This is a genomic window from Moorena producens 3L (assembly GCF_000211815.1).
Classification (GTDB): domain Bacteria; phylum Cyanobacteriota; class Cyanobacteriia; order Cyanobacteriales; family Coleofasciculaceae; genus Moorena; species Moorena producens.
In genome coordinates this window covers 55476-69194 of record NZ_GL890815.1, presented here as the reverse complement: position 1 = coordinate 69194, position 13719 = coordinate 55476, and the positions used below count along the sequence as shown (strand labels likewise).

Sequence of the window (13719 nt, the reverse complement as noted above, 5' to 3'; positions counted from 1 at the left end):
AATGGGCAAAAAGCCAACTGTAGCAATATCTCACTTGGGCTGCGAGAAAAATCGCATTGATACCGAACATATGCTGGGTCTGCTGGTTCAGGCAGGATACCAGGTTGATGCCAATGAAGAATTAGCTGACTATGTTATTGTAAATACCTGTAGTTTTATAGAAGAAGCGCGGCGAGAATCAGTCCGGACGCTGGTAGAACTGGCGGAAGCTAATCAAAAAATTGTGATCACCGGCTGTATGGCTCAACACTTCCAAAGCCAACTACTGGAAGAGTTGCCTGAGGCAGTGGCAGTGGTGGGAACCGGGGACTACCATAAAATAGTAGATGTAATCCAAAGAGTAGAAACAGGCGATCGCGTTCAAGAGGTTTCTACTGAACCAAGCTACATTGCTGACGAAACAACGCCACGCTACCGAACAACTTCTGAAGGGGTTGCTTACCTGCGGGTGGCAGAAGGGTGTGATTACCGCTGTTCCTTCTGTATCATTCCGCACCTCCGGGGAAAGCAGCGATCGCGTACCATAGAATCCATTGTTGCGGAAGCCGAGCAGTTGGCATCTCAAGGGGTTCAAGAGCTGATTTTAATTTCGCAAATCACCACCAACTATGGTTTAGACATATACAGTGAACCAAAACTGGCAGAACTGTTGAGAGCATTAGGTGAAGTAGACATCCCCTGGATTCGGATCCACTACGCCTATCCCACCGGTTTAACCCCATCCGTCATTAAAGCCATTCAGGAAACTCATAATGTTCTTCCTTATCTCGATTTGCCTCTACAGCACTCCCATCCAGAAATCCTCCGCTCCATGAACCGTCCTTGGCAGGGACGAGTAAATGACGCTATCATCAAGCAACTCAAAACTGCACTTCCTGATGCAGTGTTGCGAACCACCTTTATTGTCGGGTTTCCCGGCGAGACAGAGCAGCACTTTGAACACTTGCTGGAATTTGTCCAGCATCATGAATGTGACCATGTTGGAGTGTTTACCTTTTCTGCGGAGGAGGGAACAGCAGCATACAAATTGCCTAATCAGTTGCCCCAAGGGGTGATGGATGCCAGACGGGATGCCCTGATGGCAGTTCAGCAACCGATTTCCTTAAAAAAAAATCAAAACTGTCTGGGCAAGATAGTTGATGTTCTCATAGAACAAGAAAATCCCTTAACGGGTGAATTAATTGGTCGTAGTGCCAGGTTTGCTCCTGAGGTGGATGGATTGGTCTACGTTCAAGGTGATGCCTCTTTAGGAACCATAGTATCAGTAGAAATTACTGATAGTGATGTCTACGACTTGTATGGTTCTGTAGTACTACCTCCTTAAAAAAGCTACAGGCTTTAACTAGGGGCTGGAATTAAACACTCCACCACTAGGGGAAGTAATCTGGTCAATCCTGAACCAGACCTGATCCAAGGTCTTTTAGATTATGGAGCTGTAGACAAGGTGTCTAGCCTTGTGAAAAGCCGGTGTCTGTCGCCCATAGTTCTGTCGCCCATAGTAATGGCAGACTAAACGGCAGACTAAACGGCACAGTAAACGGCACACTTAAAAGACCTGCTTAGGGGGTAAAAACTAGCTGAGCGGTGCATCAATTCAGCTTTGAGGGTCAAATTTGGGATGATTTACCCCACCCGAATCCAACGGGCAATACCTAGCTAGCGATGCAGAGGTGCGACCCGTGGCGAATTTAATTCGCCAAGGTCAAACGCACCATTACGGTCTTGGGGAGGCAGCGCGGTCTTGGGGGTTCCCCCCATGAGCGACTGCCGTGGTTTCCCCCACTCGCTATTGCATCAAGACAAGGAGCCACCCTCAACCTGACAAGCGATGCAGAGGTGCGACCCGTGGCGAATTTAATTCGCCAACGGAAAGCGCACCATTACGGTCTTGGGGAGGCAGCGCGGTCTTGGGGGTTCCCCCCATGAGCGACTGCCGTGGTTTCCCCCACTCGCTATTGCATCAAGACACTGTGTCTAGGGCATTAACCATTGCGTCTGTAAGACGTGTTCTTGTGGGATGAACCTACTCTCAAGCTTTTAGGCACACTAAATAGGTCGCAACAGACCCCAGCTGATGGTGACAGCCATGCAGAGGTGCGACCCGTGGCGAATTTAATTCGCCAAGGTCAAACGCACCATTACCGACCTGAGGGGGGTTAACCCAAAGCGCGACTGCATCAAGACAAGGTGCAACGCGCGGAGTTGATGCCTATCAACACCAAATGGGTGGAAACTAAACCGCTTTCTACTCATGTAATCTCATCATAGGTGTCTCAAGGCAAAAGCCATGGTGAGTCAAACTTGATGGCTCACTGTCTTTATAGCCATGACAATGTTTCCTGACACGTTCAACTACTAACTTAACTTTCTGACTTACCAGAAAAAAAACCACAACTAACCAACGAAAAATCGAAAAATAACTTATGACCGTTTCTTTCCAAAGCCTGGGATTGTCTGAATCTTGTGTAAGCCAACTCGAAAAAATCGGCTTCACTACACCTACTACTATCCAAGCCCAAGCTATTCCTGAACTGCTCAATGGCCATGATGTACTCGGTATGTCTCAAACCGGTACTGGCAAAACAGCAGCGTTTTCCCTACCAATGCTAGATCGCATTGACTTGGACAAGCGAACCGTACAAGCCTTAATTCTAACCCCAACCCGAGAGTTAGCCCAGCAAGTTAACCAAGCGATTCGGGACTTCAGTGAGGACCGTCGATTGCATATACTAACCGTCTGCGGTGGTCAGTCCATTGAGCGGCAAATTCGGATGCTGTACAAAGGCGCTCAGATTGTGGTAGGAACTCCCGGACGGGTGATTGACTTGCTAGACCGGGGAGACCTTAAGCTGGAAAACCTGAGCTGGGTGGTACTTGATGAAGCCGATGAAATGTTAAGCATGGGCTTTATCGATGATGTTAAGAAAATCCTCCAACAGACTCCCGAAGAGCGTCAGACTACTTGCTTCTCAGCAACCATGCCCCGGCCAATTCAGGAGCTAGTCAGCAAGTTCCTGAAATCCCCCGTCACTGTTAAAGTTCAGCAATCGAAAGCAGCACCAGCGCGCATTGAACAGCGAGTTTACATGGTACCCCGTGGCTGCTCCAAAATCAGGGCTCTCCATCCGATTCTGGAACTGGAAGACCCAGAAGCTTCAATCATTTTTGTGCGGACACGAAAAGCTGCTGCTGAACTAACGAACCAATTACAAGCGGCTGGTCACAGTGTGGATGAGTACCACGGTGATTTGAGTCAGAGTCAGCGGGAGCGGTTATTGTATCGGTTCCGGAAAAATCAAGTGCGTTGGGTAGTAGCAACCGATATTGCTGCCCGTGGTCTAGATGTGGATCATCTCACCCACGTGATCAATTTTGACCTGCCAGATCAAGTAGAAAGCTACATTCACCGCATTGGTCGTACCGGTCGTGCTGGTAAGACAGGAACAGCAATTACCCTGATTCAACCTTTTGAACGCCGTAAACTCTACCAGATTGAGCGCAAGGTGCGGCAACGGTTGGAAGTTACCCGGATTCCGACCCGCTCACAAATTGAGACCCGGCGCTTAGAAAGACTGCAGGCAGAGTTACGGGAAGCTTTATCAGGGGAACGGATGGCTTCTTTCTTGCCAGTTGTACGGGAGTTGGAAGAAGAATATGATGCTCATGCGATCGCAGCGGCAGCATTGCAATTGTTCTATGACAAAACTCAACCCCCCATTAGTGACGATCTCGAAGAACGAATGGTGGAACGTCCCAAACTGCGGCTTAACACAGATAAACGCCATCGCACAGAAAAACCCAGAAAGCCTGTGATTCAGAATCAGTCAAGATAAGATAGACAAAGATGAAGTGTAAAGGATGAAGGCGTATTGGATGAAGTAGCAAAATATACCAGTTGCTGAGTAAGCAATAAAAATCAATGGAAGGGTTGACATCTCATAACCTTCATGCTTCATGCTTCATGCTTCATACTTCACACTTCACACTTGATACTTCACCCTTAATACTTCCCTAACCAAACGTGGCTTCAAGTCTGTCTGTTTCTGATTCGTCTACTGTGAGTGGTGGCATTTCTACTTCACTCAACTGGCCTGGCTTAGTTGAGGCTTACCGTCCTTATTTGCCAGTCACTGACTCCACACCAGTGGTAACCTTACTCGAAGGTAATACTCCCCTAATTCCTGTGCCCACTATTGCCAAAATTATTGGCAGAGGAGTAAAGGTACTGGTGAAATATGACGGTCTCAATCCTACCGGTAGTTTTAAAGACCGGGGAATGACCATGGCGATTTCAAAAGCTAAGGAAGCAGGAGACCAGGCGGTAATCTGTGCTAGTACCGGAAATACCTCGGCATCAGCAGCAGCCTACGCTAGTCGGGGGGGAATGCGGGCATTTGTGATTGTTCCTGATGGTTATGTGGCTCTGGGGAAATTAGCCCAAGCGTTGGTATATGGAGCAACAGTAATAGCGATTAAGGGAAATTTTGATGACTGCTTGAAAATTGTCCGGAAAATGGCATCAAAGTATCCCGTGACCTTGGTCAATTCCGTCAATCCTTATCGCTTAGAAGGTCAAAAGACAGCTGCGTTTGAAATAGTGGACAACTTAGGTGATGCTCCTGATTGGCTGTGCATACCAGTGGGGAATGCTGGCAATATTTGTGCCTACTGGATGGGATTTTGCGAGTACCATGAACACGGGAAATGCGATCGCTTACCCCAAATGATGGGATTTCAAGCATCTGGAGCATCTCCGATTGTCGCTGGCAAAGTCCTAGAGCATCCCGAAACCATTGCAACCGCAATTCGGGTGGGCAACCCAGCTAGCTGGGAAAAAGCGATCGCAGCCCAAGAAGCTAGTAAAGGGGCATTTAATAGCGTTACCGATCAAGAAATTTTAGATGCCTATCGGTTATTGGCATCCCAAGAAGGAATTTTTTGTGAACCAGCGAGCGCTACATCAGTAGCTGGTTTGTTGAAAGTAAAAGACCAGGTACCCACAGGAGCAACCGTGGTTTGTGTACTGACAGGTAATGGTCTCAAAGATCCAGATACTGCAATCGAACACAGCAACAACCCATTGACAGAAGGGATTGAGCCGACAACTGCTGCTGTGGCAGAGGTGATCGGGTTAAAGCCAACAGAGGGTTAGGGATGGGTCGTAACTTCGGTGGTTAGGTTGAACGCGATCGCTTGGCCTATTGGCCAAGGTTATTTGGTTGAAGGTTATTTAGTTGAAGGTTAACCGGTTGTTAGGTTAGTTGTTAGGTTAAAGGTTATTTGCTTGTTCGCCTTTGGCGTTCGGTGTAGGGTAGATTAACCGGTTGGTTGAACGCGACGCGCGTGCCTATTGGCCAAGGTTTAGCGCCCACATCTACCAATTTACCTGGTGCTGGATATTTCAGACCTAAGTAGATTCTTGAGCAACGGTCATAGAGGACTTGCCTTAGGAGTAGGATGCTCACTGCTAGCATAACACCTAGTAAAATCCATTTCAGCCAAAATATCATTAGACTAAATTGAACACGGAAACAGCAACTGCATCCCTACTCCCTACTCCCTACTCCCTACTCCCTACTCCCTATAACCCAGGACTAAAGTCCCTGATCCAATTGAGAGCTGCTATATAAATTGGGATAATCTAAGAGTCGAGTTCTCTCAAACCCAATTGGTAGTTGATTTAATCGACTTAATTCCTGATCAATGTGATTAATGAAGTACTTCATTTCTCTAGGATTACCATGGATATCTTGACCTGTGACCAAGTAGCTATTTACCTCATTCTTTAGAGATGCATAGTTCAGGTATAACTGTTTGTTATTGACAATACTGTCCTCATACCGGAATAATCCAGGAAGATTTCCAAACATAATAGCTGATGCTGAAACCACTACGAAGATATTAATCACATAAGGGTGAGTACTATTCCAACCTGCTCGAATAATAAAGAGTAAACAAATTCCTGCTACAATCGCTGTACCATAGGTCATTAACTTAGACATATAGTAATTGTTGTAGAAGAATGTCATCATTTTAAAATGCCTTTGGTCTCGCGCTTGGATTTCTTGGATTTGGTCACTAATTCTTTCTTGTTCAAGGGGAGCAGCCTCAGCGATGGTCTCAGTATAGGCAACTGGTGCTCTTGGGGGTAACAACCACTTTTGGGTTTGGTAGTTACCTAAGGAATAGAGAAAGATTACTCCTACAGTAATCAGTAAAACCAATACAGAAGTTAAGGCGATATGTCCAATCAGTGGCTTAGACCAAAATTTTGGCTGAGTTAAGCCTATTTTATTAGTTTCCTGATTCTCCGTTTTGACAACGGTTTCAATGGTTTCATGATTATGAGTTGTTGTCGAATTTCCTTTCTCGATGTCGATAGCTGAAGATTTATTAAACTCTAACATTAGCTTGACCTCCAAGGGGCGGACATTTGGTTTTTTATTGGGATTCGTTTTTTGATTCGGATATGGATTTAGCACCATCAACTTTAAAAGGGTATTCAATCACTACTCGTTTGTCAATTTAAGGCAAAGGCATAATGGTAATTAACAATTAACAATTAACAATTAACTAATTACTAATCACTAATCACTAATCATTAATCACTAACGTAGAGGAAGCCGACCTGCCAAATTCTTCTGGGGCATAGTTGAGGTGTGCTTGGGCAGGGGGCCATAAATAGGTTCCTGGTGTAACTGAGCGCACCAGATAATGTAAATTATAGACACCAGCCTCCAATCGATCGGCATAAGCCACAATGCGATCGCGATGAATTTTCTGATAATCTATTTGCCAGCTATCCTGTTGAGCTTGGAAGTAAGGAGTAGCAGTTTGGAAACTAGTATCCACTGCTTCCAACCCAGCTGGTAAGAGATCTTCGATCACCACATGATCCACTGGATGATCGGTAATCACCTCCACGCCAATATCAAACACTTGTCCGGCTGGTACTGTTAATGGGTCTTTGAGAGCATACAGTCCAATCTTTCGCAACACCTTTTCCTGATTAGCGGGACGTATGGTCTTGTTTACTCGTAATCCATTAAACCGACCGGGTTGATTGCCTTGTAAGCGATAACGATAGCTGGTTAAGTAGTGTAGAGTCCCTGAACCAGATTTTTTGACAATCAGGTCATGGCGACCTCGGGGTAAGTTATCCATGGTAACCTGAATCGATTGACTAGGTTTCTTATACCCCTGGAACTGGGCTGAGCCAAGTTTTTTCCCTGCTAGTTGCACCGTTGCTCCAAAGCTGGGGGGTGTAGGCTGTAATCGACTATAGTCTACTAAGGCACTCAAGGCTTGGGCATTATCGTAGCTAGTTTGCCAAGTGCCATCTCGCCGTAACTCTAATAACCCTTGTAATAGTTTACTGCGAACCTCGGCTGAACTGTTTTGGGCAATAAATAGACGCAAGGCTTGAGCTTGTGCAGTAGTAGACGAATCCAGCCAACGCCAGCTTTGGGGTAAATTTATCCGAGCTGAACGCCCAGTTTGATAGATGCTTTCCTGAAACTGATTAACTAGAGTTTGGGCTTGGCTCCGCCACTGACGAAACTGTAATAAGTAACGCGCTAATTTAATCTGAGTGACCCGGTCGAAGTTACTGCTTTGTTCATAAAGGTATCCTAGGAAGTCACTGCGGGTTTGACCGAGTTCTGCTAATCCCATCAGTGCTTCTAATCGCACCTTACTCTTACACACTACGCTCTTGCAATAATCATACTGACCAGGATTGGCCAATATTTTCTGCAAGTAGTTCTGGAGACGGCTCACCATCCCGGAATCTACTGATAATCCTGCTGCTTTAGCCCGAGCTAGAGCAGTAGCAGCATAGGGAGAGACGAAGGGGTCTGAGGATTTTTGTCCGGGCCATCTGGCAAAGCCACCATCTGGTCGCTGGAGTTTCTGTAACTGTTTGATAGCCTCAGTGCCTTGTTGGCTAGGGTTAAACTCAGCAAAGGTCTGACCATATTGTTTGCCGAGTATTTCCAAATTGGATGCGATCGCTAATTTACTTGCTACCGGTTCTAAGAAGGGTAAGTCTTCGTTACCCAAGACTTGCTTAGCCGGAGCAGTAATTTCAGGAATCAGAGTACTAGCCAGGGAAATCTCTAACCCTCCGCTGTCAGGTACCACGTTACTAGCTATATTCACTGGGATTTTTACTTGATTCCTGGTTACTCCCGATTCCACCACTTGCTCAGTAATGTCAACGGGTTTGACAGCTAAAGGCACTTCAAACCCATCTTGATTACCATTGAGCTTAGTCGTAAACTTGACTTTAGCTTTACCCAAGTTATTGGCTACCATCGGAAAACGATAACCACTGGTTCCGGTCTTGGCTGAGGTTTTTTGATTCAGCGTAGGCCCTTTACCACCATCAAACTGAACCCCACCGGTCAGTTGTGCATTAATCTGTAAATCTCCCGTTTTCCCAGTATTATTAATTAGCGCTATCCCAGCTTTAAAGCGATCGCCTGGACGAGCAAATTGAGGTAATACTGGATTAGCCATCAGCCGCTTGGTGGTGATAAAGGTAGCCTGGCCATTACCAAAGTGTAGGTTGCCATCCGTTGCTACTGCCATCACCCGCCAAGTGGTTAAATTATCTGGTAGTTTAAAGGTTACCTTTGCTTTACCATTGGCATCTGTTACCAGTGAACCATTGTAGTAGGCTAAGGGTTTGAATTCCGTGCGAATCCGAGTACTAGCTGCGCCAGAAGACTCTCCTCCACCATAGCCCCAGCCTTTGTCCATCATTCGCGTCGCTAGCTTTTCTAGCACCACCTTAGGACGGTTATCACTGAAGCGAGTGGAAATATCTTGCTGAGCATACACGGTCTCTACTAAATCCGGTACTTGGTAGCCACTCAGTTGCAAGATGGCTTCATTGACAACCATCACGGTAAACTGTCCCTTTACTGGTTTACCCTTAGAATTTTGCAATGATAATTCCACTGTTTGCTTAGCACCAGGTTCAATGGACTTAGACTGCAATGTCTCTGTTACCTTGAGATAGTTATCATCCAACTTGGTATTAAACGGAGCAAAACCGATCCGCACCAGATTTTCTACACTCCCCGGCTCCACTTGGGATAGGGGTTTGCCTTGGCGCACTACTACTGCTTCTACTGCTGCATTAGGTACCATCTCGGGAGTGACTTTGAACTTAATCTCTGGCGCACCCCCTTTAACTTTGACTACTTTGCGATAGAGAGTATTGTTCCGAACTACTGAAAAATACAATTCCCCTTCAGGATAGGGAGATTGAATCAAGGCTGTAGCTGTTTCCCCCGGCTTATAGCTATCCTTGTCTAGTTTGATATCCAGACGAGAGTTATCATAGCGAGACCCCCAGTACACTGAGTTTCCACCGGTTGCCCAAATTTGTAAGTCTGTTGCTGCTAAGTCATTTTTAGCTTTAGCCAAATTAGCGCGAATTCGATAAGAACCGGATGAGGGGGGAGTGAGCTTGATGGATTTTGGACTACTACCGGAACGGACAGTTACCTCTTTAACGGTTTTGTATTCCACCTGATTCTTTTCTCGCTGACTCCCTGCCAACACCTGGGTAACACTGCTGTATTTCATTTCTTGCAGTTCCAGGCGTACTGATTGTCCTTTAATTAATTTACCGGTGGGGTCAGTAACAATCACTTCTACAGGGAATGGTTTTCCGGCATCCGCCACCCAATCCCCTTTTAATCCAATTAGTTTATCGCTAGGTAAAGCTGTAAATGTTTTAGAATCGGATACCGACAGATTCGAGACATCGGTAACTTGGGAATCTACCCGGTAAGTCATGGGATAGGGCAGGTCTTTCGTCACCGGAATAGTTAGACTACTTTCCCCAGACTCACTCAAGGTTTGATTAGTTTGGAGGACATCACTGGTAACTTGCGGTCTTTCCTGGGGCCAAAACCACTGCTGACCAAAGGAAAACTCTTCCCATCCTTCTGGAGTAAAGTAGACGGGGGTGCGGGTGACGTAATAAGCCACCTTGCCCCCATCTACATTTGAACCAAACCAATAATTTCCTTGGACATTAGCGTCCACCTTCTCGCCCATGTTAGCAAATTTTTGAGCAAGGGTTAGGTCAACTTTAAAGTTAGGAGGATTAAACTCAGCTACTCGGAAACCACCTGAAATTTCTCTGCCATTGCTTCCCCTGGCCTGGACGGTATAGAAACCTAGGGGTTGATTCTCTTTCAGGGGTAATTCTAGGGAAAAGGTACCAAATTCATTGGTTTTCTTAGTGCCTAAACCTGTCTTCTTACCATTGGGTTCTACCAGGGTGACCTGATAGGAGGCATTTTTGTCTTGGGTGAGGTTATCTTTTTCTAGATAATAGGCTGCTGCAGTGAACCAAGCCTTTTCTCCTGGTTGGTAAAGCTGTCTGTCTGAGAAAATAGTGCCTCGGGATTTTGGTTTGCCATTGTCCCAGTCTGAATAAATCCCGTAGCCATAATACCCACTATATTCATTGGTTCGAGTAAATGCCCAGTCTTTGCCTTCTTTAGCAATTACCAGTAATTGCGGACCTTTAGTGAAGCGCGTTGCCCCATTCATACATTGACGTAGAGCTTGGCTGTTTAGGGCGATGGTGCCAGTTCTGTCAGTTTTTGCGATCGCACAGGGTTTTGGTGAGCCTCGATAGGAAGCATTCAGCTCAGACTTATATATCTCTACCGTTGCTGCTGCTGGTGAGCCATCGGACAGATGATTCACTTGCACCAAACCGGAATCAGGGAACCATTGCGCAAACACTCCCAAATTGGTCAGCTGCACCATGCCATAAAAGGTTGGTTCCCACCACTTTTCGTTTCCATTGCCATCCTGATAGCGATTGGTTTTCGCTTGCACCCCATAGGCCAACATTCCCGTTGGACCTCCCAGTCGTTTCCTCAGGGAAACCGCGATATTAGTGGTTTTATTTTTCTTTCCCGCTACCCGGAAACGTTCCCATTGAGTTGGCTTCGGTAATAAATCATTGCTCTTGCCACTCGGATAAGCGGAATCTTTATAGACCAAGTCAGTAGGTTGAACAATGCGATAAGCGGCTTTATACTCCGGTTGCGGTAAATTGACTGTAGAAATATTCAACTGTAGGGACTCGGAATTGCTTTTTAGGGTAGAGGGAAAGATATGCAAATCCGAGGGAGCCCAGATATCCCCTGCTAAATCCCCTGTTTCGTACTTAAAGGTTATTGGTTCACCCAAGGTTTGCCCAAATTGGTCAGTGAGATTAGCACCGAGAGTAACGGTATAGGTAGTTTCTGGTTCTAATGCCCAAGGATTAAGGTTAACGAATCGATTGCCATCATAAGCTTGCACCAATTTGGGAGCTTCCTTGGGAGCAGGCTCAACCGTAATATTCTCCATGGCGGAAGAGGCTAGCAAAGGATTATTAAATTCCAACTGAGCTGCCCCGTTCACAAACCGTCCATAAGCGCCTCCCGCCTCTGGCTGTCCGTAAAATGTGGTTTCCTGATAGGTCAAGGGGTCAAAGGTTTTGACTTGACTAACGAAAGGGGTTTCGGTCGCGATATTGCCGCGAGCGGGACGCACACCAGGGGCAAAGGCTAATTTGTAATCGGTAGCTTTAGTTAGGGGTTGCTTAGGGGTGATCGTATAAATCCATGGCCGCAAGGAGGGGTTAAATTCCTGAGCGGGTTGCCTATACTCTGAGGAAACATCCTCTTGTTCTTTAAGGGCTACATCTAGCTTGACACTCTGAGTCTGACCTTTTGGTGTCATGGTCAAGTGCTCGTTTACTGAAGCGAGATCCAATTGAGTATTGGAGGTAAACTCTAACTTAGGCTCCAGGGCAATCGGTTGTGGTTCGGCTTCTGGATTCCTCTGAGTTGCTGGCAGATTGGTTAACTGGATCGGGGCAGTATTGAAGGTCCAGGCTAAGTCTTGTTCTAGACTATGATTGTTTAGGTCAGTTAATCCAGCTTTGAGGGTAACTTGGACACGAGTGGCTAGAGGCAGAGCTTGGTCAGCTTGGAATCCTACCATCCGTGGGGTTAAGAAACGAAATTGCCCAGGGATAGGGGGTATGATTTCAAATTTCTGTAATATTTCCCGCTGATTCGGACTTCCCAAGCGTTCAACGGGAATCAAGGGGTCTTTGAAGCGAATCCGAATTTGAGAGAGGGGCTCAGCTATGCCGATGGGACTAATTTGCTCAATCCACTCTGGGATTTGAGGCATCGGTAGGGGAGCTACTGCTGGTAAGGGTTCAAACCCTGAAGTTAGTTTAGCGCTATCACAGCTTATTATACCTAGGATGAGAGATAATCCCAGTAATAACCCTATGGCTGTTTTAATTACCCTACCCATGGCGTGCCTAGATTTTCCTCTTGCAGCTTCCACTATTGATTAAAGCTCAGATTTTTTAATTTGGCAGGATTGTGCTAAGTTTCCGTGACATACTCCCAACGCTAATTACTTCGCTATCGCTACGTAATATAGCCTGGGCTTCTCAACTTGCGAGAACTTGGTGCTTCATTGGTAATCCTACGATTCTTCCTCCACACCCAGCTTGACGACCGCTAGACCTTCAACGGCTGCAATACCTCTATTTACGATAATTTTGCCACTAGCCACATCGCGAGGCATGACGATCTGACATTCTGGACAACTATGTATTCTGACACTCAAGTCTTTAGGCACATCAGCCCCACATTCAGGACAAAGTTGACTACTGCCTTTAGCATCAACTTTTTGATAGTAAGTCCCAGTCTTGCGACAAACCCAATCCAAGATATTCAAGAATTGACCAGGCGCACTATCCAAGACGTGCTTGGCAAGCATACCTTTGCTCAATCCCAAAATGTTCAAATCTTCAGCAAAGATCATTCCTGCCTGACGGCAAAGATGATGGCTAACTTTGTAGTGAAAATCTTTTCGCTGATTACCAATCTTTTCGTGCAGCAAAGATATTTTGTGTGTCAAAGCTTGATAAGATTTACTTCCTTTTTGTTTCTTACTCAATCTGCGTTGCAGCCATTTAAGCTTGCTTTGAGACTGAATGTAGAACCGAGGATTATCAATCAATTCACCTTGGCTGGTAGCGACAAAACTGGAAATCCCCCAATCAATACCCAAGGGTTCACCATGAGGCATCGGATCGGGGATAGATATGTCAGAATGCAAAATCAGTTGAGCATACCACCCCGAAGCTTTCATCAGGACTCGAACCTGCTTGATAACAAATCCTTTTGGAATAGCTCGATGCAGAACAATCGGCATCTTACCAATCTTAGGGAGTTTGATTTGCCACCCAGTAATCGGATTCGATTTGAACTGAGGGAATACAAACGAACGATAACGTCCAACCTTCTTGAAGCGTGGAAACCCAAACTGTCTCTGTTGTCTAATCTTAAATGCTCTATCAAGTCTCTTGAGAGCATCTTGAAGGACTTGAGAATGTACAGCCTGAAATTCACGAATGCTTTTCTTGGCGACTGTCAGTGCGTTCTGTTGTTTGTAGTAGTCAGGATATGGTTCGTCAGCAGAGATAATATATTCCTGCCTGAGACTACAAGCGTCAACTCTACACTTACGGCTATTGATCCAGTCTTTTCTTTGTCGTAGTGCGTAATTATAAACACGCCGACATTGTTCGAGCCAATCAAGCATCTTTGCTTCTTGGTCGATATCTGGATGAATGCGATATGTGTAAGTCATGCTTTCCATACAAATAGT

The 13719-nt window shown here is 45.9% G+C and carries 8 protein-coding genes; 4 read left to right on the top strand and 4 right to left on the bottom strand.

The genetic code is table 11. The annotated features are described in order from the left end of the window. The first annotated feature begins 1 nt into the window (after position 1). The 4 genes from rimO to thrC all read left to right on the top strand — a co-directional run bounded on the left by rimO (position 2) and on the right by thrC (position 5152). Positions 2-1324: a 30S ribosomal protein S12 methylthiotransferase RimO gene (gene rimO, locus LYNGBM3L_RS00265; RefSeq protein WP_008177602.1), complete on the top strand. Its 1323-nt coding sequence runs from the start codon at positions 2-4 to the stop codon at positions 1322-1324. Between the two features lie 398 nt (positions 1325-1722). Then, on the top strand, positions 1723-1926 hold the full coding sequence (locus LYNGBM3L_RS42525) for a hypothetical protein (RefSeq protein WP_154659630.1): 204 nt from the start codon (positions 1723-1725) through the stop codon (positions 1924-1926). Positions 1927-2423: 497 nt separating this feature from the next. After that, entirely contained in the window at positions 2424-3833 is a 1410-nt protein-coding gene (locus tag LYNGBM3L_RS00260) for a DEAD/DEAH box helicase (RefSeq protein ID WP_008177600.1), read from the top strand. A 200-nt stretch (positions 3834-4033) separates the two neighbouring features. Beyond that, positions 4034-5152: a threonine synthase gene (gene thrC / locus LYNGBM3L_RS00255; RefSeq protein WP_438941752.1), complete on the top strand. Its 1119-nt coding sequence runs from the start codon at positions 4034-4036 to the stop codon at positions 5150-5152. Positions 5153-5276: 124 nt separating this feature from the next. On the opposite strand, the gene LYNGBM3L_RS39310 is transcribed toward thrC, so the two are convergent. The 4 genes from LYNGBM3L_RS39310 to LYNGBM3L_RS00240 form a co-directional block, all read right to left on the bottom strand. Then, on the bottom strand, positions 5277-5510 hold the full coding sequence (locus LYNGBM3L_RS39310; RefSeq protein ID WP_143764178.1) for a hypothetical protein: 234 nt from the start codon (positions 5508-5510) through the stop codon (positions 5277-5279). An 84-nt stretch (positions 5511-5594) separates the two neighbouring features. Then, positions 5595-6407, bottom strand: coding sequence for a hypothetical protein (locus LYNGBM3L_RS00250; protein WP_131827032.1), 813 nt, complete (start codon positions 6405-6407; stop codon positions 5595-5597). Positions 6408-6594: 187 nt separating this feature from the next. After that, entirely contained in the window at positions 6595-12351 is a 5757-nt protein-coding gene (locus tag LYNGBM3L_RS00245; protein ID WP_008177594.1) for an alpha-2-macroglobulin family protein, read from the bottom strand. 177 nt (positions 12352-12528) lie between these two features. Further along, positions 12529-13701 carry an RNA-guided endonuclease InsQ/TnpB family protein gene (locus LYNGBM3L_RS00240; protein WP_229414236.1) on the bottom strand — a complete coding sequence of 391 codons (1173 nt, stop codon included), beginning with the start codon at positions 13699-13701 and terminating at the stop codon, positions 12529-12531. Between the last annotated feature and the right edge of the window lie 18 nt (positions 13702-13719).

Coding starts and splice junctions, on each gene's coding strand:
- LYNGBM3L_RS39310 (WP_143764178.1), bottom strand. CDS start 5,510: ATGATATTTTGGCTGAAATGGATTTTACTAGGTGTTATGCTAGCAGTG.
- LYNGBM3L_RS00250 (WP_131827032.1), bottom strand. CDS start 6,407: ATGTTAGAGTTTAATAAATCTTCAGCTATCGACATCGAGAAAGGAAAT.
- LYNGBM3L_RS00240 (WP_229414236.1), bottom strand. CDS start 13,701: ATGACTTACACATATCGCATTCATCCAGATATCGACCAAGAAGCAAAG.
- LYNGBM3L_RS00245 (WP_008177594.1), bottom strand. CDS start 12,351: ATGGGTAGGGTAATTAAAACAGCCATAGGGTTATTACTGGGATTATCT.
- LYNGBM3L_RS00260 (WP_008177600.1), top strand. CDS start 2,424: ATGACCGTTTCTTTCCAAAGCCTGGGATTGTCTGAATCTTGTGTAAGC.
- rimO (WP_008177602.1), top strand. CDS start 2: ATGGGCAAAAAGCCAACTGTAGCAATATCTCACTTGGGCTGCGAGAAA.